The sequence below is a fragment of the Halomonas sp. AOP7-E1-9 genome, assembly GCF_052376035.1.
In the GTDB taxonomy this organism is placed as follows: Bacteria; Pseudomonadota; Gammaproteobacteria; order Pseudomonadales; family Halomonadaceae; genus Vreelandella; species Vreelandella citrativorans.
In genome coordinates, this window is sequence record NZ_JBQSVC010000018.1 from 10,944 (window position 1) to 30,423 (window position 19,480).

Annotated in this window: 16 protein-coding genes; 11 read left to right on the forward strand and 5 right to left on the reverse strand. The window is 54.3% G+C overall.

The annotated features are described in order from the left end of the window. Window positions 1–594: 594 nt before the first annotated feature. Entirely contained in the window at window positions 595–2,043 is a 1,449-nt protein-coding gene (locus ACT3R4_RS11240) for an SLC13 family permease (protein WP_225733806.1), read from the reverse strand. A gap of 617 nt (window positions 2,044–2,660) precedes the next feature. Next, a complete protein-coding gene (locus ACT3R4_RS11245) occupies window positions 2,661–3,914 on the reverse strand; it encodes a M20/M25/M40 family metallo-hydrolase (RefSeq protein WP_441679057.1) in 1,254 nt (417 codons plus the stop codon). A gap of 152 nt (window positions 3,915–4,066) precedes the next feature. Between ACT3R4_RS11245 and ACT3R4_RS11250 the strand changes: the two genes are divergently transcribed. Then, window positions 4,067–5,293 (forward strand): YbfB/YjiJ family MFS transporter, encoded by a 1,227-nt coding sequence (locus ACT3R4_RS11250; protein ID WP_441679058.1) that lies wholly within the window; start codon window positions 4,067–4,069, stop codon window positions 5,291–5,293. Between the two features lie 148 nt (window positions 5,294–5,441). Continuing rightward, a complete protein-coding gene (locus tag ACT3R4_RS11255; RefSeq protein ID WP_441679059.1) occupies window positions 5,442–6,905 on the forward strand; it encodes a sodium-dependent transporter in 1,464 nt (487 codons plus the stop codon). A gap of 145 nt (window positions 6,906–7,050) precedes the next feature. Here ACT3R4_RS11255 and ACT3R4_RS11260 read toward each other — a convergent pair whose 3' ends face one another. Both ACT3R4_RS11260 and ACT3R4_RS11265 read right to left on the reverse strand, forming a co-directional pair. Further along, entirely contained in the window at window positions 7,051–8,352 is a 1,302-nt protein-coding gene (locus ACT3R4_RS11260) for a Y-family DNA polymerase (RefSeq protein WP_441679060.1), read from the reverse strand. Next, on the reverse strand, window positions 8,349–8,792 hold the full coding sequence (locus ACT3R4_RS11265; RefSeq protein WP_441679061.1) for a LexA family protein: 444 nt from the start codon (window positions 8,790–8,792) through the stop codon (window positions 8,349–8,351). Before ACT3R4_RS11265 ends, ACT3R4_RS11260 begins: the two co-directional genes overlap by 4 nt. 356 nt (window positions 8,793–9,148) lie before the next feature. Here ACT3R4_RS11265 and ACT3R4_RS11270 point away from each other — a divergent pair, with 356 nt between their 5' ends. After that, entirely contained in the window at window positions 9,149–10,048 is a 900-nt protein-coding gene (locus ACT3R4_RS11270) for an alpha/beta fold hydrolase (RefSeq protein WP_193053086.1), read from the forward strand. 40 nt (window positions 10,049–10,088) lie between these two features. Further along, window positions 10,089–11,111: a patatin-like phospholipase family protein gene (locus ACT3R4_RS11275; protein WP_441679062.1), complete on the forward strand. Its 1,023-nt coding sequence runs from the start codon at window positions 10,089–10,091 to the stop codon at window positions 11,109–11,111. A 57-nt stretch (window positions 11,112–11,168) separates the two neighbouring features. Here the strand turns inward: ACT3R4_RS11275 and ACT3R4_RS11280 are convergent, their stop codons facing one another. Beyond that, window positions 11,169–11,735, reverse strand: coding sequence for a Smr/MutS family protein (locus ACT3R4_RS11280; RefSeq protein ID WP_087106822.1), 567 nt, complete (start codon window positions 11,733–11,735; stop codon window positions 11,169–11,171). A gap of 194 nt (window positions 11,736–11,929) precedes the next feature. On the opposite strand from ACT3R4_RS11280, the gene prmB reads away from it, so the two are divergent. From prmB to ACT3R4_RS11315, 7 genes are all read left to right on the forward strand, one after another. Continuing rightward, complete coding sequence (gene prmB, locus ACT3R4_RS11285) at window positions 11,930–12,889, forward strand: 50S ribosomal protein L3 N(5)-glutamine methyltransferase (protein WP_172117146.1); 960 nt, start codon at window positions 11,930–11,932, stop codon at window positions 12,887–12,889. 13 nt (window positions 12,890–12,902) lie between these two features. After that, window positions 12,903–13,994 carry a chorismate synthase gene (aroC, locus tag ACT3R4_RS11290; protein WP_441679063.1) on the forward strand — a complete coding sequence of 364 codons (1,092 nt, stop codon included), beginning with the start codon at window positions 12,903–12,905 and terminating at the stop codon, window positions 13,992–13,994. A 60-nt stretch (window positions 13,995–14,054) separates the two neighbouring features. Beyond that, a complete protein-coding gene (locus tag ACT3R4_RS11295) occupies window positions 14,055–14,435 on the forward strand; it encodes a hypothetical protein (RefSeq protein WP_172117144.1) in 381 nt (126 codons plus the stop codon). Window positions 14,436–14,636: 201 nt separating this feature from the next. Beyond that, entirely contained in the window at window positions 14,637–15,056 is a 420-nt protein-coding gene (locus ACT3R4_RS11300; RefSeq protein WP_441679064.1) for a phasin family protein, read from the forward strand. 86 nt (window positions 15,057–15,142) lie between these two features. Further along, the gene (gene phaC / locus ACT3R4_RS11305) at window positions 15,143–16,969 is read left to right on the forward strand and encodes a class I poly(R)-hydroxyalkanoic acid synthase (protein WP_441679083.1); all 1,827 of its coding nucleotides are present in this window, start codon (window positions 15,143–15,145) and stop codon (window positions 16,967–16,969) included. Window positions 16,970–17,155: 186 nt separating this feature from the next. Then, on the forward strand, window positions 17,156–18,526 hold the full coding sequence (locus ACT3R4_RS11310) for a metal-dependent hydrolase family protein (protein ID WP_441679065.1): 1,371 nt from the start codon (window positions 17,156–17,158) through the stop codon (window positions 18,524–18,526). Window positions 18,527–18,992: 466 nt separating this feature from the next. After that, window positions 18,993–19,460 (forward strand): copper chaperone PCu(A)C, encoded by a 468-nt coding sequence (locus tag ACT3R4_RS11315; RefSeq protein ID WP_172117141.1) that lies wholly within the window; start codon window positions 18,993–18,995, stop codon window positions 19,458–19,460. Window positions 19,461–19,480: the final 20 nt, after the last annotated feature.

A 19,480-nucleotide genomic window follows, 5' to 3' on the forward strand; every position in this document is an offset into this window, starting at 1 on the left:
CTTAATGGCTGAAGTCAGGATTCGCTCGTTGTGACGTAGGGCGATACCAGGCTTGAGGTGAAAGGCGAATTGTCCGTATTACCCATTTACCAGTAATAGTACGAAGAAATTAGTATATATTTTTGAGTTATATTTAACGTAATTGTCTTAATCAGTGGCCCCCCAAAACTTTTGTTGGTAATTTGGCGCTGTTTTTATAGTCAAGTTGTTTAATATTTAATAAATTTTATTTTATAATTTGCTAAGATCGAAAAGGTCTAAAGTTTAGCTTTTATTTTATTCGATAATTATTAACCTTGGTTGGCAGGTGCTTTTGCTTTGAAATAAAACATTTGCAGGGTGTATTAAATGTTTGTAAAAAAGCGCTTGTTTTATCTTTTCATAACCTGGGTTAGATAACTCAGACGCTTTAGGGTCCATTGTAGCCATATAGCGCAAGGACAGCGTATTAAGGAAGAGCAGATAAGGATATTTGTGGTACACAAGGAAGCATGAACAGGATGTTCGTGGTGTAGGATTATGGAGGAACTAATCATCCCCGGCCAGCAATGGCCGGGGTTTTTTTAATACTCTTTCGAAAAGATAGTTCGCTAATTAAGGCGTGGGTAACAGCAGCGGCATAATAAAATAAACAAACAGCGTAATTGCAATAGCGCTTACGAGGTTCATGGCAAATCCCGCTTTGGCCATTTGTTTAATAGAAATACGCCCTGTGGAAAATACAGCGGCGTTAGGCGGGGTGGATATCGGCAACATAAAGGCGCACGTAGTGGCGAGAGCAACCGCCACCATTAATCCGAGCGGATTGCCGGTCGTGATGGCTGCAGCCATGCCTGCGGTAATGGGCAGTGCCATATTTGCTGTTGCAGTATTGGAAATAATTTCCGTCAAGAACAGCATTAACAGCACCATAATTAACAGTAGCCAGAAGTAATTGACGCCATCCAGTAACTGCAGTTGCTCGCTGATCCAACCGGTCAAATCGCTGGCGATGAACGCAGCAGCGAGCGTCATACCCCCGCCCCAAAGTATAAACAAGCCCCACGGCAAGCCCTTCATATCGTCCCAAACCAGCAGGGCGCGTTTTTCGTTGTGGGCAGGAATGACAAACAACGCAATGGCGGCGGTTACCGCAATAATCGTATCGTTAATGGGCAGATCAAAAAACGGTGCCAGCCAGCCGCGTAACGCCCAGGCCAGTGCCGTTGCCACAAATACGCCCAGGACACGCTTCTCTTCCTGGCTCATGGGTCCAAGGGCCGCAAGCTCCTGAGCTACAAAATCAATTTCAAGCGGCGTATTGGGTATTTTGGTGTATATCCGCGTGAGATAGACGTACAAAATCGCCAGTAAGATCAGCGTGAGTGGCAGCGCGAAAATCATCCACTGCAAGAAGCTGATTTCTACCCCTTCAAAAAACTGCGGGATCATGGCCACTACGATGGCATTGGGCACTGAGCCGATAATGGTTGCCAGCCCGCCAATCGAGGCTGAATAAGCAACGGTTAGCAGCAAAATACGTGCAAAGCTATCGCGATGATGGCGTTCAAACTGGTCGCGTTCGTCTAATTCGTTGGTTAGCGCGACGGCAATAGGCAGCATCATAAGCGCTGTGGCGGCGTTGGATATCCACATGGATAAAAACGCCGAGGCAATCAAAACGCCTAATACAATGCTACGCAGGCTGTTGCCAATGCGGTTGACGATCGACAGGGCGATGCGCCGGTGCAGGTTCCAGCGCTCAATGGCAATGGCCAGAATAAACCCACCCATGTACATGTAAATAACCGGGTTGGCGTAGCCCACAACGGCTTCGTCCAACACCATCACACCGCTAAGCGGCAGTACCAACATGGGTAGAAAAGAAGTAACAGGGATAGGAACCGGCTCTGTCACCCACCAGGCGCCCATCCATACGGTTAATGCCAGCACCGTGCGGGGGGCTGGATCAATCAGCGTGTCTGGCATCAGTACCTGTATCAGTACAAAAAGAAGTGGTCCCGCTAACAGTGGTACCCAGTGGCGCCAATTTGACAATGACATTCCCATACTCGTCTCCTGACGCTATTGCATGAATTTATTGATAATTTGCTAACAATAAGAAGCGGGCATGCTACCACTTTCGTTTATACGCCGTTGGTTGTAGATTTTAGACTTTGGTATAAGAGTGGAGTGTCTGCCAGCGCTGCTTTCACTCAGCGTGGTAATCAATAGCAAATTGAGAGGGTGCAAGGATTGGCGCGTTATTTGGCGGGAAGCATAAAAAGTAACATGTCGTATTGTCAGAGTTATTGGCGTTTAACTTTTTATTTGGCTCTTGTTGTGCATGAAGATTAACTGTTTTTAAGTATAAGCAGCGCATAACGCCAGTGCCTACGTTGGCTATTGGCAACCATCTTTTAGAGATTAAGGGCTTTTAAAGTTTTCCTATCTCAGGTTAATGTGTTTGACACATTTAAGGTTCAAGGTAGGCAGTGCCACAAACGGAAACGTGGTCAGGAAGAGCAAGCAAGGAGTGCTTGTGGTCGCCAGGGATGCACGAACAGGACGTTCGCGAGGAAAGATTACGGAGGAACCGATAAAGCCCCAGGCAGTGATGCCTGGGGCTTTCTTATTGCAACGTGCTAATAAAAACGTACTAATGAAAATGAACAGCGCGGTTATTTGTCCTCGTTGTTCTCCGGTTTTGCATGCCCCTGGTGGCTAAGTGCGCTTGCTTGGTCAAGGCGCGGATGGTTATCCAAAAATTCACGCTCAAGGTTGGGCAGTTTGTCCAGCGCTTGTAGGGTATGCGTGAGCGCATGGATAGCGGCCAGTACGTCCTGGGTGTTTCCGGTTTCCGAAATGGTGTGCATATTGCGGATCGGAAAACCGATGGAGGTCGCGGCGCTGTCGATAGAGGCCAGCACGCCTGCCATGCCGTCGGTGCCTGTATCGACGCCCACCATATCGCGCTGCATCGGAATATCCTGCTCTTTGGCGGCGCTGGCGATGATGCGGTTTAACTGCTCACTGGCAATCGAACCTACCGACATGGTAAAGCCTTTGCCCATTTCCAGCGGCTGCATGCGTTTATCGCCGATACCCGGCGCGGCTACGTAGTCGTGGTTAACGTCCACGCCAATCAGCGCATCGGGTTTTAGTTCACCGGCCATTACCCGGCTACCAAAACGGCCAATCTCTTCGTAGCTTGCAATCGCAAACATAATGCGCACGTTGTCAGTGCCGCCTGCTTCGGCGATTAACCGCGCTACTTCAGCCGTTACAAAACAGCCCAGGCCGTTGTCCAGGTAGGCGCCGTAGAAGGTGTCGGGGCTGAAGCCGGGGCGGATAGGGCGGTCAAAAATAATCGAGTCACCCGGGCGCACGCCTAAATTAAGCACTTGCTGCTTTTTATTCTCGCCGTGAATTTGCAGGTCCAGGTAGATCTGCTCTTTCTTAATGCCTTTGTCACCGGTGCGCGCCGCCGGGTCGGAAAAGTGAATGGCGCCGAGTGCTTCAACGGTGCCACCCTCAATCGAGCGATAGCTGCCCGGTTTTTCGGGGTCTTCGCTGAACAGCTTCACTTCATGGCCGATCAGCACGGAAGGTAAAAATGAGTCGGTGTTGATCCAGATTTTACCGTCTTCGCCGATAGAGCGGACCTGCATACGGATCTTGTCCGCATGGCCGATAATCATGACCTTGAACATATCATCGCGGTTAGGGTGGGTATCCAGCACCACGCCTGCGTTGCCCTTGAACTGGTGAAGGTGCCAGCTTTTGGGGGCAAATGTCTCGAAGTAGGGCTTTAAGACGCCATAGGTCATGGCCCCTTCAAGGCCAACCGGGCTAGGTGCGGCCAGGATGTCGCGCATCAGCTTGAACTGCGCTTCGGGCATCGGTTGTGTCCAGGGTTTGGCGTTATCGCTCATTAAAACTCTCCATGGGGTTATCTGTGTGACTAGTCTGCCAGATTCATCAGGCTCTTCCACCATTAGACGATGTGGGCCGCGCCGTGTACACGTAATATGCAGGCTAATTAACTAGAAACAACGGTTAAGTCAAAACAGCGACAGGAGAGAGCATGAGTGCGGCATCGCTACGCGTTCAGCGCTATAGAGTATTGTTGGCGGGCGTTTGCAGTCAGCTTTTGTGTGTTGGCATTGCCCGCTTCGCCTATACGCCATTGCTGCCGATCATGCAGCAGCACACCTGGATGGGCGACGCGGATGGTGGCTGGCTAGCGGCGCTTAATTACGCGGGCTATATGCTGGGCGCGGTGCTGGCCGCCTCGATTCGCAGTATTTACATCAAAGACACGCTTTACCGTATTGGCTTGGTGCTGGCGGTGCTGACAACCGTGGGTATGGCACTTACTGAGCACTTTTGGCTATGGGCGGCGCTGCGTTTTTTGGCGGGGCTTTCCAGCAGTGCGGCCATGCTTTTGGCGTCTGGGCTGATCCTTCACTGGTTGATGAACCATCACCAGCGGGGAGAGCTGGGGATTCATTTTGCGGGGCTGGGGTTAGGCATTGTACTGGCTGCTGTGGCGGTAGAGTTAATGCTGGCGTTCTCGCTTGACTGGCAAAGCCAGTGGTGGATTTTTGGCGTATTGGGCGCGGTGCTGTTGGTGCCTGCCTGGCGATGTCTGCCACGCCCGGTAAAGCCGGTTGCAGGTGCGCATCAAAAAGCGTTGCCGGCTGCCAAGCCGCCTTCACGCACCTTTATGCGCTTAATGTTGCCTGCCTATTTTTGTGCCGGGTATGGCTATGTGATTAACGCCACGTTTATTGTCACCATCGTGGAGCGCGAGCCGCTGCTTGCGGGCGCGGGTAACTGGACCTTTGCTGTGGTCGGTTTAGCGGCCGCACCTGCCGTTATGCTGTGGGATTTGGTGGCGCGGAGGCTTGGCTATTTGGGGGCGCTGGTGGTGGCCATGTCGATCCAGGCCGTGGGGATTGTATTGCCTGCTATCTCCTCAAACCTGGTGGTTGTGTTGCTCAGCGCGGTGCTATACGGCGGTACTTTTCTAGGCTGCGTGAGTTTGGTGCTGACCATGGCTGGCAGGCTTTACCCGGCAAGCCCTGCGCGCTTAATGGGCCAAATGACGCTGGCGTATGGCGCCGCGCAGATCTTTGCACCTGCCTTAACCGGCGTGCTGGCTGAGGCTTCGGGCCACTATACCGTAGGCCTTTGGCTGGCCAGTGGCTTTGTCATGTTGGGGGCGGTGCTATTGGTTTGGCTGCGATGCGTGGACCAAACTGCTCAGCGGCTGGATGCCGAGGCGCAAGCGCTGTCTGTAATGCGCTAATTGAAGCGCTAAGTGATGAGCGAATGGGGCAGGCCAGGAAGAAGCCAGGGGCGTCAGGCGGTCGTTTTCAGAAAAGAGTTAACGAGTTTTGTGCTTTTGAGCCGAAATCCTCTAGGATAAACGCTTTTTTTACACCAGAAGGATAGTCATGGCGTCTTCCGAGCAACCTCGCATCCAGTGGCTGGGCCGCTGGGGGTTCGTGCTCGCCGCTACCGGTTCGGCGGTAGGGCTGGGCAACATCTGGAAATTCCCGTATATCACCGGCGAGTATGTCGGTGGCGCGTTTGTGCTTGTCTATCTGGCGTGCATTTTTGCGGTGGGCGTGCCGGTAATGATGAGCGAAATCGCTTTCGGGCGGCGCGGGCGCGGCAGCCCCATTGATGCGATTCGTCGAGTGGTTAACGAGTCCGGTCGCTCATCGACGTGGTCGCTGCTTGGCTGGATGGCCATGCTGTGCGGCTTTTTGATTCTGTCGTTCTACGTGGTCGTGGCAGGCTGGTCGTTTTCTTATCTGTGGAAGATGTTAACCGGTGGCCTGGTGGGCACCAGCGTTGACGACATGGCCGCCGTTTTTGGGGAAAACAACGCCAACCCGCTCAGCCTGGGCTTCTGGAGCACGCTTGTTACGCTGGTGACCATGATTATTGTGGGCAAAGGCGTTCAGGAGGGGATCGAGAAAAACGTCAGTTGGATGATGCCAGGCCTGGTTATCATGCTGATACTGCTGATTGTGTACGGCGTGTTTTCTGGTGGCTTTGGTGATGCGGTACGCTTTTTGTTCTCCTTTAAGGCGGGGAGTCTCTCGAGTGAAGGGATGTTGGCCGCGCTTGGCCATGCGTTCTTTACCTTATCGCTTGCCTCGGGTGCCATTCTTACCTACGGAAGCTATCTGCCCAAAGGCGCCTCCATTGGGCGCACCACCATTAGCGTCGCCATTGCAGACACGGCCGTTGCCTTGATGGCGGGGCTGGCGATCTTCCCGGTAATTTTTGCCAATGGCATGGACCCAGGTGAAGGCCCCGGGCTTATCTTTATGAGCTTGCCGTTGGCGTTCCAGGCCATGCCGCTGGGCACGCTGTTTGGGATTCTATTTTTCGCCATGCTCTCCATGGCCGCGCTGACATCGTCCATTTCGATGGTTGAGGCGACCGTTTCCTGGCTCTGCGACAACAAAGGGTTCTCACGCCGCAGTGCTGCGTGGAGCACGGGGATTGTTCTTTGGCTGATTAGTACCGCTGCCATGCTCTCCTTTAACCTGGGCGCTGATTGGACGTTGGCAGGCAAGACCTTCTTTGACTGGCTGGACTACATCACTTCACGCTGGATGATGCCGCTGGGTGGGTTAGGCACCGTCATACTGGCAGGCTTTGTCCTGAAGAGTGAAACGTTCCGCGACGAGCTAGGACTCTCGCCCCTGCCCTATACGCTATGGCTTGCCATGGTGCGTTATGTCAGCCCGCTGGGTATTTTGGTTATTTTCGCTGATGCATTAGGGCTGTTTACCGTTACCTTTTCAGTTCATTGGCCGTGGTTGTTGGCTATCCTGCTGATCATGATGGCGCTGGGCGAGTGGTTGAGCCCTCGCCTGCGTCAGGCGTTAACGACACGCTAACGGATCTCCCCAGCCAACGCTGCTGCTGAGCAATGAGTGACGGCTCATCCAGCGGCGTTTGGCAGGTGATTTGAGTCTCTTCCTGAGATCGTAGTTGAGACAGGAGCTGAGACAGGAGTTGAGATCGTAATTGAGATAGCAGTGGTTACTTACGTAAAGCAGATTGCTTGATAGCGCCAGGGTGAGTGCCTGCCTGCATCAACTCGTCCCAGCGTGTGGTGTAGCGGTTTGAACAATGAGCGCTGCGCAGCTGCCAGGCGGCATCGGCATCCATCATGCCAAAGCTGATGGTGCCTTGCCCCATGCGCTGATTGATATTATCCAGGGTGGCCATTAAGTAAGGGTATCGGTTCCGCGGCGGTTGATGTAGCAACGAGAGCTGGTGCTGCTCGGCATCAACCAGGTCCAATAGCATCACACCTGCCTTCATAAACCGGTAGCCTGGCCGGTAAACCTGTTCAACCCCTTGGTGAACGGCCTCAAGAATTGTGCGCGTATCGTCGCTGGGTGAGGGCAGGGGCACCATGGCGTGGGGAGAATACTGGGGTTGGTCTCGGCGGTGGCGGTTGGTGTTTAAAAAAATCATCACGGCTCGCGTTAGGCTGCGCTGCTGACGGAGTTTTTCGGCGCTGCGCTGGGCATGTTGGCGTAACGCGTTATGTACTTCTGTTTTACTGCCGGTTGATTGGCCGAATGAGCGCGACGTCATAATGCGGTGGCGCGGTTGATCCAGCGCATTCATCTGCAGGCAGGGCGTACCGCGCAGCTCCAGCGCCGTGCGGGCCAGCACTACCGAAAAATGTTTGCGCAGTAGCCGAAGGTCAGCCTCACGCAAGTCCCAGGCGGTATTAATATTGCTGATCGCTAACCGCTCAGCAATCCGGCGCCCAACGCCCCATACGCTGCCCACCGGTGTCTGTTTAAGCAGGGCGGTCGTTGCCGCATCTTTTCCCGTTAGCAGGCACACGCCTTGATAGTGAGTCGCCTGCTTGGCCAAGTGGTTGGCAAGCTTCGCCAGCGTATGCGTAGGGGCCAGCCCGACGCATACCGGCAGGCCTAAATGACGCCGAATCCGCCGACGCAGCCATTCGCCCAGGGTTTGGCACTGCTGGTTGCTGAACGCCTCCAGGTAAATAAACATTTCATCAATGGAGTACGGCGACACGGCTGGGCAGGTATCACGCAGTAGCTGGCACAGCCTGGCCGACATATCGCCATACAGCTCATAGTTGGATGACTTGAGGTAAATGTCACCACGCTTACGCAGGCTTTCGAGCTTAAACGATGGCATGCCCATGGGGATGTCCATGGCTTTCATCTCGGCAGAGCGGGCGATGATACAGCCGTCGTTGTTCGACATAACGCCAACCGGTTTGCCTTCCAGCGCAGGATCAAACACACGCTCACAACTGACGTAAAAGTTGTTGGCATCGACCAGGCCAATCATCGGACATACTCATGAATGACGGCACGCACTACTCCCCATAGCTGGCACTCGGTGCCTTCCAAAGGAAGCGGCGGGTAGTGAGGATGCGCGGAGCAGAGATGCGGCGTATTTTGGTAGAGGGCGTAGCGCTTAATCAGCACTTCCCCTTCAAACATGGCAACCAGAATGTGCCCTAGCCGAGGCTTAATGCTGCGGTCAACGACCAGCAGGTCGCCATCAAAAATCCCCCAGCCTTCCATGCTGTCACCAGCGGCGGAAAGGTAGAACGTCTGGGTAGGGTTTTTAATTAGCCGCGTGTTGAGATCGAGCGTACGCGGTTCGTAATCCTGCGCTGGTGATGGAAAGCCGCTAAAGCCCGCACGGCCTTGTAACGATGAAAAAGGCAGCGGCTGAGAAGTTAACGGCAAGGTGGGCACGAGCGTCGATGGAGGCAACGACATCGTCGGCATCCTCACTGAATGTAATGTGTATGTATATACAGTATTTATTCGTGAGGTTTAAATTGCAAGCGTTGAGCGGCGGTTAGGCAAGCCTAGCGCGCTAGCCACAACCCCACGACGATGGCACTAACAACAGCAATAAAAAAAACAAGGTTACGGGCGCGTGTATCGCGGCGTGGTTTCATGGCAGCACCATTAGCAAGGGTTGGGTAAAAGCGACGGAAGAATTGCGCCTGGCATGGTAACGTTTGTTACTGATACCGTCATCCAGACATTGCCTGAACGCTGAATTCAGGAACATTAAAGGCGTCGCGTTATTTGCCAACGAGATGGCCGCTTCATCAGGAAAACAACGTATGTGTGAACCAACCCTCCAACCCGCGTCTCGACACTTCGCGCAACCGCTGGTGCTTGCGCAAGGGCGCTTGGCCGCACTGGGCTGGGGCCGCGTGGATGCACCTGTCTGGCTGGCGCTACACGGCTGGCTGGATAACGCGGCAAGCTTTAGCCGCTTGGCACCGCTTTTGGCAGATGCGCTGGATATCCGCGTGGTAGCCATTGATTTTCGCGGCCATGGGCACTCCCAGCATGCCGCTTTCGGAAGCGACTATGCGTTGTGGGATTACTGCCACGATGTGCTTGATGCGCTGGACGCGCTGGGTATTGAACAGGCATCTTTACTGGCCCACTCCATGGGCGCGGCGGTTGCCTGCCTATTGGCCGCTGCTATGCCGGAGCGTATTGCCCGGTTAACCTTGATTGACGGGCTGGGGGCATTGAATACGCCTGCGGAAGAAACCGCCAGCCAATTGCGCAAAGGGCTTATTGCCCATCGTCGCCCGCTTTCCCGCCCACCACGCTATGCTGATATCGAAAGTGCGGTTGCCGCGCGGGTAGCCGGTGGCGTCACCACGCTGGATAGCGTAACGGCGATGCCGTTGGTTGAGCGTAATACGCAAGCAACTGCCGATGGCTATCTACAAATGCGTACGGATAGTCGACTGCTAAAACCCTCTCTGGTGCGCTTTACCCCTGAGCAGGTGCTGGCTCTGTTAGCGTGTATTCAGGCGCCAGTACTACTGATTGAAGGCGAGCAGGGTATTTTAGGAAAGCGTGCCTGGGCCGAGCAGGCGCGCTTGGCGGTTAATGATCTGACCCGCCATGTGTTGCCTGGCGGGCATCATCTACATTTAGAATCTAAAGCGGTTGCCGCTGTGGCGGAACTCGCCACCGCCCACTGGGAGGCAGCCGTGTAAAACGGTTATACGGTCGGCTCAAGAGCAATAGGAATAGCCAATGAATCAACTGACGCACGCGGGTAGCGGGAAAAAAGTGGCTTTGGTGTTGGGCAGTGGCGGGGCGCGCGGTTATGCCCATATCGGTGTCATTGAAGCCCTGGAAGCACGAGGCTTTGAGATTATTTCAGTGGCGGGATGCTCCATGGGCGCGCTGATTGGTGGCATCTACGCTTCTGGCAAACTGCCCGAGTATCGCGAGTGGGTCTGTAATCTCGATTATCTGGACGTACTAAAGCTGGTGGATGTGACCTGGAGCCCGATGGGAGCCATGCGTGCCAATAAGGTGATGAGTAAGTTGGAAGCGTTGGTAGGCGATGTGCTCATTGAGGATTTGCCTATTCCGGTGACAACGGTGGCGACTGACCTGGTTCGCCAGCGCGAAGTGTGGTTTCAAAATGGCCCGTTACTGCGCGCCATTCGTGCCTCTATCGCCATTCCAGGCGTCATTACGCCGGTCAGTGTTGGTGACCAGGTGTTGGTCGATGGCGGGCTGCTTAATCCGCTGCCTATCATGCCGGTTATTTCTGCCCACGAAGCAGACCTGGTAATTGCGATTAACGTAACGGCACATAGCCCGCAGCCGGTATCGTTGGAAGAACTCCTGCCCCGTGAGCACGAGGAAAATGACAGCAGAACGGCGCAAGAGCGCGACCGTGATGAAAAAATTGGCGGCTGGATGAGTGACGTGCGCCAAGCCACCCTGCGTTTATGGGAGGGACTTGGCAGTAGCGAAGAGGACAGCAGCGTGGAAGCTGGCGCTGAAGAGAGCGTTGAGACGCGAGGCAAGCGCGAGTGGAGCAAGCTCGATATGATTTTAGAGTCGTTTGATATTACCCAAGCGGCCCTGGCAAAATACAAAATTGCCGGTTATCCGCCCGATATATTGATCGAGATTCCCAAGACGGTATGCAGCACGTATGAGTTTCATCGCGCCAAAGACTTGATCCGCCTGGGGCGGCACTTGGCCGATGAGGCGCTGGAGCGGCGCATGCCCAGCATTGCCTCGGATGCAACAGAGTGAGGCAGAGAGCCGCTGGAAAAGCGCAAGTAGAGCAGTGAAGAGAGCGGTTGAGCGGCGTTACGCCCCGCGCTTACGCAGCAATATATAGACTGCTCCGGTGCCGCCATCAATATCAATGGCCGAGCAAAAGGCCAGCACCCCCGGCCATTCGCGTAACCAGGTATTGGTGTGACTCTTAAGCACCGGAAAATCTGAAGTGGTGCCCCACGCCTTGCCGTGAACCACCAGCACGCAGCGCAGCCCTTGGCTTGATGCATCGCGCAAGAAGCTTTCAAGCTCCGCGCGGGCTTCTTCAAGCGTGTAGCCGTGCAGGTCAAGCCCCGCCTGCCACTCGGTTTGGCCACGCTTTAACTGGCTGAAGGTACGCCAGGGTAAATCGGGCACGCTAAACTCAAGGTACTCAGACGGGCGCACGGCCTCGACCCGGCCATCTGATGTGCGGCCGCTGGCTTGCACTGTACTGTTTTGAACCGCCGCATTACGCCGCGCCTGTTGGGCTTCATCATTGCGCTTGGGCTTGCCGGGGTCGGCTTGATTATGTGCAATACGGCGTACGCCCGCTGCTTGCAGCGCCTGGCGAAAAGCGCTGATATCGTCATCGTTGGGCAGGTGGCGTCGCGTCATATCAAGCTCAAAGTGTGAAAAGGAAGAAAGAGTAAAACAAGAAAGCATATAAAGTGCCGACAGTATAGCGAGCTGAGCGGCGCTGTGAACCGGGCGGCGTCAAAGGTACAATCTTTACAGGTACAATCTTTTCTTTATCAATGAGTGTAGCCGCATGTGGCTGCATGGATGGTTTTCGTTTATCAGGAGTCGCTGTGACCACGCACCTCAATGCTGAGACCTCTCACTCAACCCTTTCGTTGCCGGATACGGCGTTGGTGAGCGATCTTTTTACACTACGCGACTATCTGCGCTGGGTATCCAGCGAGTTCTATCTGGCCGGACTGCACTATGGCCACGGCACCGAGTCTGCCTGGGATGAAGCCGTTGCGCTCTGCCTGGGGGCACTTCATCTGCCCTGGAACGTCGACCCCGCCGTTTTGGAAGCACGGCTTTTGCCTGTTGAGCGCCAGCGTATTATCGCCCTGACCCGGAAGCGGGTAGCCAGCCGCCAGCCATTGCCGTACCTGCTGGGCGAGGCCTTTTTTGCAGGCCACCCCTTCAATGTTGATGAGCGAGTGCTGATTCCGCGTTCGCCGATTGCCGAGCTGATCGAAGACGGTTTTTCGGCCTGGTTCCCGGAAGAGCCGCCGGAGAGCGTGCTGGATTTATGCACCGGCTCTGGTTGTATCGGCATTGCAACCGGCCTTTATCTGCCTACCTGCGAAGTGACGCTTGCCGATATTAGCCAGGATGCACTGGCCGTCGCCCGAGAAAACATTACCCGCCATGACGTGGGTGACCGGATACGGGCGGTCGCCTCGGATGTGTTTGACGGGCTGGAAGGCCAGCGCTTTGACCTGATTGTTTCCAACCCGCCCTACGTCGATGCGCGTGATTTGGCTACCATGCCCGCCGAGTTCCGCCATGAGCCCGCACTGGCACTGGGTGCCGGTAAAGATGGCTTGGATATTGTGCGGCGTATTTTGCGCGAGGCGCGCAGCCATTTGAGCGATACAGGTTGGCTGATTGTCGAAGTGGGCAATTCTGACCGCCATGTGGAGGCTGCGTTTCCCGACGTACCTTTCCTGTGGCTTGACTTCGAGCGCGGCGGCCAAGGCGTATTTGCTTTGAGCGCCGATGAACTCGACGCCCATGCGGCGTCTTTTGCGTAAGGAATGAGCGCCCATGTCTGGCAATAGTTTTGGCAAGCTGTTTACCGTTACCACCTTTGGAGAGAGCCATGGCATTGCGCTGGGCGCCATTGTCGATGGTTGCCCGCCGGGGCTTGCGCTGTGTGAAGAGGATTTACAGCGCGACCTGGACCGTCGTCGCCCAGGTAGCTCTCGCCACACCACGCAGCGCAAAGAGCCTGATCAGGTGAGGATTTTATCGGGCGTGTTTGAGGGAAAAACCACCGGCACCTCGATTGGCCTACTGATCGAGAATACCGACCAGCGCTCCAAGGACTACTCGAAAATCAAGGAGCAGTTCCGCCCCGCCCATGCGGACTACACGTACCACCATAAATATGGCCACCGTGACTATCGGGGCGGCGGCCGCTCAAGCGCCCGCGAAACGGCCATGCGGGTAGCTGCTGGTGCTATCGCCAAGAAGTACCTGGCCGCCCAGGGCGTACAAATTCGTGGCTATATGAGCCAGCTGGGCCCCATCAAGATTGAATTTAAGCAGTGGGAGGCCGTCGAGCAGAATGCGTTTTTCTGCCCCGATTCCGCCAAAGTAGCCGAGCTTGAAGCGTATATGGATCAGCTGCGCCGTGACCAGGATTCCGTCGGTGCCGAGATTACCGTGGTCGCTGAGGGCGTTCCGGTCGGGCTGGGTGAGCCGGTGTTTGATCGCCTGGATGCTGAGCTGGCGCACGGTTTGATGAGCATTAATGCGGTAAAAGGTGTTGAGATTGGTGCAGGTTTTGAATCCGTTGCCCAGCGCGGTAGCGAACACCGCGACGAGATGACGCCGGAAGGCTTCTTGTCCAATCATGCCGGTGGCATATTGGGCGGTATTTCCAGTGGGCAACCGATTGTGGCCAGGCTGGCGCTTAAGCCGACCTCCAGCATTACGACGCCTGGGCGTTCCATTGATGTTAACGGCCAGCCGGTCGAGGTGATTACCAAAGGTCGCCACGACCCTTGTGTGGGGATTCGCGCCACGCCGATTGCCGAAGCCATGATGGCGATTACATTGCTTGACCACTGGCTGCGCCAGCGTGGGCAAAACGGTGAGGTTAGCGTTGATACACCCCGTTTAGCGCAGTGTTAAAGCGGCGTACGGCTTGGCGTAACGCTGCTACACTCAAGGAAGATGGCTGAGGAGTAACCCATGAAGATTAACGTTGAGTTTGATCTGACCCCGGATGAATTTCGTCAAGCATTGGGGCTTCCTGATGTAGAGGCATTCCAGCAAAGCCTGCTGGAAAATATTCAGCGGCAAATGGAGTCGGGTGCAGAAGGGTATGACCCCATGAGTTTGATGCGCCCCTTTTTGCAGCAGCCCATGATGCAGCAGGGGCTTTCTCAAGGGTTGGCCAACTTTGGAACTTACCAACAGATGATGTTGGATATGTTGCGCCAGGCAGGCAATGCCAGTAGTACCGCCCCTGATGATCAAGCGGCGGACAATGATGCGTCGAGCAGCGAGAGAGCGCCTAATGCCAAGGCGACGGCGTCCTCGCGTTCGCGTGGCAAGGGAAAAACCGAGTAATGTGGCGAGGTGCATAACGGCCAGTTAATGAGCGCCGTCATCCAGGGCTCTTGAAAACAGGGTTCTTGAAAACAAGGCTCTTGAAAACAGTGTTATTGCAAAGCACCCGGTCAAGGATTACTCTTTTTGCAGTGCAGCAAATCACGTTCGTAGGGAGGCGCGAAAGCGCCCACACTCTGAAACGGAAGAGGATTGGACACTATGCAAGACGATATGATGGACGCTTTTAACGCCCAGACCCGCCAAATGTTTGAGCCCATGCGCAAGATTAACTCGCTGATGCTCAACAACATGGAAAAAATGACCCAGTATCAACTGGAAGCCATGAAGCGCTATAGCCAAATGGGCACCGAGCGCATCCGCAGTGCCACCAGCATTCAAGATGCAGAAAGCCTGCGTGATTTCGGCACCCAGCAGGCTGAAATCATGAACGAGCTTTCCCAGCAAATGCAGGAAGACGCCCGTGCTATGGGCGAGATGAGCCTGCAGTTCAAAACGGAAATGGAAAAACTCTTCAGTGATGCTGGGCAGCAAATGACCGAGCAGGCGACTGCCGCCACAAAAGGCCAACAGCCTGGTGCTTCTGGATCCGCCTCGAGCCAGTCTTCACGGAAAAAATAAGAAGTCGGCTAACTCACGGCGCCTCTAGGCGCCGTATTGTTATAAGGGGATTCAGTATGCAGGGGTGGAAACGACCATTGCACGACATGTTTCAGCAGGGAGTGTCTCAAGAAGACATTGAGGCATGGAATACGCAGCTGAAAGAGGCCGCTGAGCAGTACCAGGGGCTTATGCAGGATCTGCTGGCACGCATGGCCCCAAGCGAGGCGGCCGACTCGGTCTATAGCGATATGCGTAAAAGCTTCGAGGCGGGTGCGCAGGCATTAATGAATAACCCAACCTTGCTGTGGCAAACCCAAGCGCGCCTGCTGCAAGATCAGTGGCTGCTATGGCAGCAAAGCATGCGTGCTTTGTCTGGTGAGCAGGTCACACCGCTGATTACTCCTTCCAAAGGTGACCGACGCTTTAAAGATGATGCCTGGACGCAAGACCCGCACTATGCGGCGATCATGCAGCAGTACCTGCTGTTTTCGCAGGTAGTAGAAGAACTGATCGAAAGCCTTGAAGGCATGGATGACCTCCAGAAACGAAATCTGGGGTTTTATGCCCGTCAGCTCGTCAATGCCATGTCGCCCACCAATTTCGTTTCTACTAACCCTGAGGTGATGCGGCGAACGCTGCAAACCCGTGGGCAAAATCTGGTAGAGGGGCTATCACGGCTGCGTGAAGACCTTGCCAACTCAGCGGAAGGCATCAATGTGTGTATGACCGAGCGCAATGCGTTTGGCATCGGGGAAAACATCGCGGTTACCCCTGGGGCTGTCGTGTATGAAAACGAGTTAATTCAACTGATTCAGTACACGCCCACCACTGAGAAGACCTTTAAAACGCCGCTGTTAATCGTGCCGCCCTGGATCAACAAGTATTACATCCTTGACCTGCGCCAGGATAATTCCATGGTCAAGTGGATGGTGGACCAGGGCCACACCGTATTTTTAATTTCATGGCGCAATCCTGGCCCTGAACAGCGTGACATTACCTGGGCCGATTACATGCAAATGGGGCCGATCAGCGCGATTAGCGCCATTGAGGATGCCTGCGGTGAGAAGTCGGTCAACCTGGTGAGCTACTGCGTAGGCGGCACCCTGACGGCTTCGACCGTTGCTTATCTAACAAGTACCCGCAAGGGGCGAAAGGTTAAGTCGGTCACCTACATGGCCACGCTGCAGGATTTTCGTGACCCCGGCGATATCGGCGTTTTCCTGAACGAAGCCGTGGTGCAAGGGCTTGAGCAAACCATGCAGCTAAAGGGCTATCTGGATGGTCGCTCGATGGCTTACACCTTTAACCTGCTGCGTGAAAATGATCTTTTCTGGTCGTTTTATATCAATAACTACCTGAAAGGAGAGATGCCCGCCGCCTTTGACCTTCTCCACTGGAATACGGATGGCACGAATCTGCCGGCGGGCACGCATGCCTGGTATTTACGCCACATGTATCTTGAAAACCGTTTGGTCGCGCCGGGTGGTATTGAGCTTGATGGCGTAAAAATTGATTTACGCAAAATCTCCACCCCCAGTTATTTCGTGTCGACCAAAGAGGACCATATTGCCAAGTGGAACAGCACCTATTATGGGGCGCTGCTGCCTAAAGGCCCCGTCACGTTTGTATTAGGTGGCTCGGGGCATATCGCCGGTATCGTTAATCCACCGCAAAAGAACAAGTACGGTTATTGGAGTAACGACGCACTGCCAGAAAGCCATGAAGGGTGGCTTGAAACAGCGGCGTTTAATGAGGGTTCCTGGTGGCCGCACTGGCAGGCATGGATGACACAGAATGGTTATGCGGATACCCAGAAAATGGTGCCCTCGCACACACCCGGCGACGGTAAGCTTGAGGTGATTGAGCCAGCGCCAGGGCGCTATGTAAAAATGACCATTCCTGACGTGCTAAGCGAACAGGGCAGCCTATAAAGGCTGCTCCGATTATCCGGGTATTCTACAAAAAAACTATCCTTCTCATGTTTAAGCGAGGTGCTAACAATGCCGCCCACTACCCGTTACTCATTAGCCCCCGCGTTTAGCGCACAACACCGTCCTAATAACCATGGCGCTTGCTGCTGTGGTTCACCTGTTTTACAGCATTTTCATGAGCGCGTTATGGCAGAGATTGCTCGCCGCGAAATGCTGGGTGGGCCGGCAGCGGTCATGGCGCTGTTTGCAGGTGTACATACGCCACACGTAGTTGACCAGCCCTCAAAATCGCATGACGGCTCTGTGCTACTCACCAACTTAACGCTTTTTGATGGAAGTGGTGGCCCGTTGCGGGATGGCGTATCCGTTAAGGTAGAGGATGGGCGGGTCAGCGCCATTCTTGAAGGTAATGCTGGCGCCGAGTCCGGGGACGTTATCGACTGTGATGGGCGCGTGTTGATGCCTGGCTTAATCGATGCGCATTGGCACTCCACGCTAGCCGCTATTACACAGATGGAAGCCATGAGCGCGGATATTGGTTACATCCATTTGGTCGCCGCAAAAGAGGCCGAGCGAACGCTGATGCGAGGGGTTACGTCTGTCAGGGATGTGGGAGGGCCGTCATTTGCACTGAAGAGAGCCATTGATGAAGGCATCGTAAACGGACCCCGGATATTTCCCGCAGGCGCCATGATTTCCCAGACATCCGGGCACGGTGATTTCAGAATGAGGCACGAATTGCCTCGTGGTAGTACAACCCCGTTAAGTTACACGGAGCAGCAAGGGGTCGCCATGATTGCTGACGGTGAAGCTGAAGTGCTTAGGCGCACGCGTGAGCAGTTGATGCTGGGGGCTTCTCAAATAAAGCTGATTGCGGGTGGTGGCGTCGCGTCATTTTATGATCCGCTCGACAGTACGCAGTTTAGCGAGCGCGAGCTTCGCGCAGCGGTTGAGGCAGCCGGTGACTGGGGCACGTATGTCATGGTTCATGTCTACACCTCCCGGGGTATTCAGCGTGCCCTGCGGGCAGGCGTACGCTCAATCGAACATGGTCAGTTGGCAGATGAAGAGACCGTTCGAATGATGGCCGGTGAAGATGTGTGGTGGAGCCTTCAGCCTTTTCTGCAGGATGAAGATTCCAACGTTTACCCGGATGCGGCACGCCGAGAGTCTCAGCGGCAAGTTGCCGAAGGAACGGTTCGCGCGTATGAAATGGCCCAGCGATTTAACGTTAAAACTGGCTGGGGAACGGATATTCTTTTTAACCCCCAAAATACCCCCAACCAGCTGCATCACTTGGCTAAGCTAACGCGTTTCTACGACCCGTTGACCGCATTGGCAATGGCGACGGGGCGTAACGGGGAGCTACTTTCTCTCTCGGGGCCGCGTAACCCGTATCCGGGAGTGCTGGGGCGTATTGAGCCTGGCGCGCTAGCCGACCTGCTGGTCGTTGATGGTGATCCAAGCAAAGATCTTGATTTTCTTAAAGATCCAGAGCGTAACTTGCGCATGATTATGAAAGCTGGGCGTGTTTATAAAGATTGTTTGCAGCAATAGCTTGGCAAGATCGTTTATAAATATCGATTTTAAGTGCTTGAACGGTTGTTTGTTTATGTTGAATCAATCATGCACTGGCCGCTTTTCCAGCCATTAATAAAAGAGTTGGTGTTAGGACAACCTTGTTGGTTTAAATGTTTCTAACGCGGTAGTTGGGATTTCAGCAGGCCCCACGTCTATTTCCGGGCTTAAGGAGATAGACGTTGAACTCTTTTTTAGGGGCCATTTGCAACCGCTGTTCCCATGCTTCTGGCGCCCTCTTTGTGGTAAACACAAACCGTGATTTAGCCGTGTTCTCGCCTAATATCGGCAGGCCGAGAGTGCTGTCATAATGTCGCAGGTGGGTTGTAGAACACCTGGATGGCGCTATGGTAGCCAAAGATTAATAACGACATGCGATAGGCCGGTACGTGAGAGCTTGGCGCGTGTACCGTTTAACCGCGTTTATAAATGGAGCATCGAAGTAATGGCGAATAAGGCACTGAATGTCATGGCCCAACGAGTGACTCAGCGGCTGGCGTTAAGCGCGTTAGCACTGCTATTAACGGCAGGTGTTGCGCAGGCGCAGACGCTAGAAGTAAGCAATGCTCGGTTAAGCCTGCTGCCTGGTAACACGCCCGGTGCGGGTTACTTTGAGCTTTATAATGCGGGCGATGAAGCTGTCACGCTGGTGGGCGCTCAAAGCCCTGCCTTTGATAGTGTTGAAATACATGTTAGCTCCGAGCACGACGGTATGGCCCATATGCACGAACTTACATCGCTTGAAATTGCCTCAGGCGAGCGTTTTGAGTTTGCGCCTAAAGGTCATCATCTGATGTTTATGCGCCGCGTTGAGCCCTTAAACGTAGGTGATGACGTTGACGTGGTGCTTGAGTTTAGCGATGAACAGCAACTGCCCGTTACCTTTAATGTTGTCTCTCCAGCATCGATGTAAAGGCCAGGAATAGGAACCCT

What these genes read in the sequence shown, in the direction of transcription:
- ACT3R4_RS11240 (WP_225733806.1), bottom strand. Translation starts at nt 2,043, where the DNA reads ATGTCATTGTCAAATTGGCGCCACTGGGTACCACTGTTAGCGGGACCA.
- ACT3R4_RS11245 (WP_441679057.1), bottom strand. Translation starts at nt 3,914, where the DNA reads ATGAGCGATAACGCCAAACCCTGGACACAACCGATGCCCGAAGCGCAG.
- ACT3R4_RS11250 (WP_441679058.1), top strand. Translation starts at nt 4,067, where the DNA reads ATGAGTGCGGCATCGCTACGCGTTCAGCGCTATAGAGTATTGTTGGCG.
- ACT3R4_RS11255 (WP_441679059.1), top strand. Translation starts at nt 5,442, where the DNA reads ATGGCGTCTTCCGAGCAACCTCGCATCCAGTGGCTGGGCCGCTGGGGG.
- ACT3R4_RS11260 (WP_441679060.1), bottom strand. Translation starts at nt 8,352, where the DNA reads ATGATTGGCCTGGTCGATGCCAACAACTTTTACGTCAGTTGTGAGCGT.
- ACT3R4_RS11265 (WP_441679061.1), bottom strand. Translation starts at nt 8,792, where the DNA reads ATGTCGTTGCCTCCATCGACGCTCGTGCCCACCTTGCCGTTAACTTCT.
- ACT3R4_RS11270 (WP_193053086.1), top strand. Translation starts at nt 9,149, where the DNA reads ATGTGTGAACCAACCCTCCAACCCGCGTCTCGACACTTCGCGCAACCG.
- ACT3R4_RS11275 (WP_441679062.1), top strand. Translation starts at nt 10,089, where the DNA reads ATGAATCAACTGACGCACGCGGGTAGCGGGAAAAAAGTGGCTTTGGTG.
- ACT3R4_RS11280 (WP_087106822.1), bottom strand. Translation starts at nt 11,735, where the DNA reads ATGACGCGACGCCACCTGCCCAACGATGACGATATCAGCGCTTTTCGC.
- aroC (WP_441679063.1), top strand. Translation starts at nt 12,903, where the DNA reads ATGTCTGGCAATAGTTTTGGCAAGCTGTTTACCGTTACCACCTTTGGA.
- ACT3R4_RS11295 (WP_172117144.1), top strand. Translation starts at nt 14,055, where the DNA reads ATGAAGATTAACGTTGAGTTTGATCTGACCCCGGATGAATTTCGTCAA.
- ACT3R4_RS11300 (WP_441679064.1), top strand. Translation starts at nt 14,637, where the DNA reads ATGCAAGACGATATGATGGACGCTTTTAACGCCCAGACCCGCCAAATG.
- phaC (WP_441679083.1), top strand. Translation starts at nt 15,143, where the DNA reads ATGTTTCAGCAGGGAGTGTCTCAAGAAGACATTGAGGCATGGAATACG.
- ACT3R4_RS11310 (WP_441679065.1), top strand. Translation starts at nt 17,156, where the DNA reads ATGGCAGAGATTGCTCGCCGCGAAATGCTGGGTGGGCCGGCAGCGGTC.
- ACT3R4_RS11315 (WP_172117141.1), top strand. Translation starts at nt 18,993, where the DNA reads ATGGCGAATAAGGCACTGAATGTCATGGCCCAACGAGTGACTCAGCGG.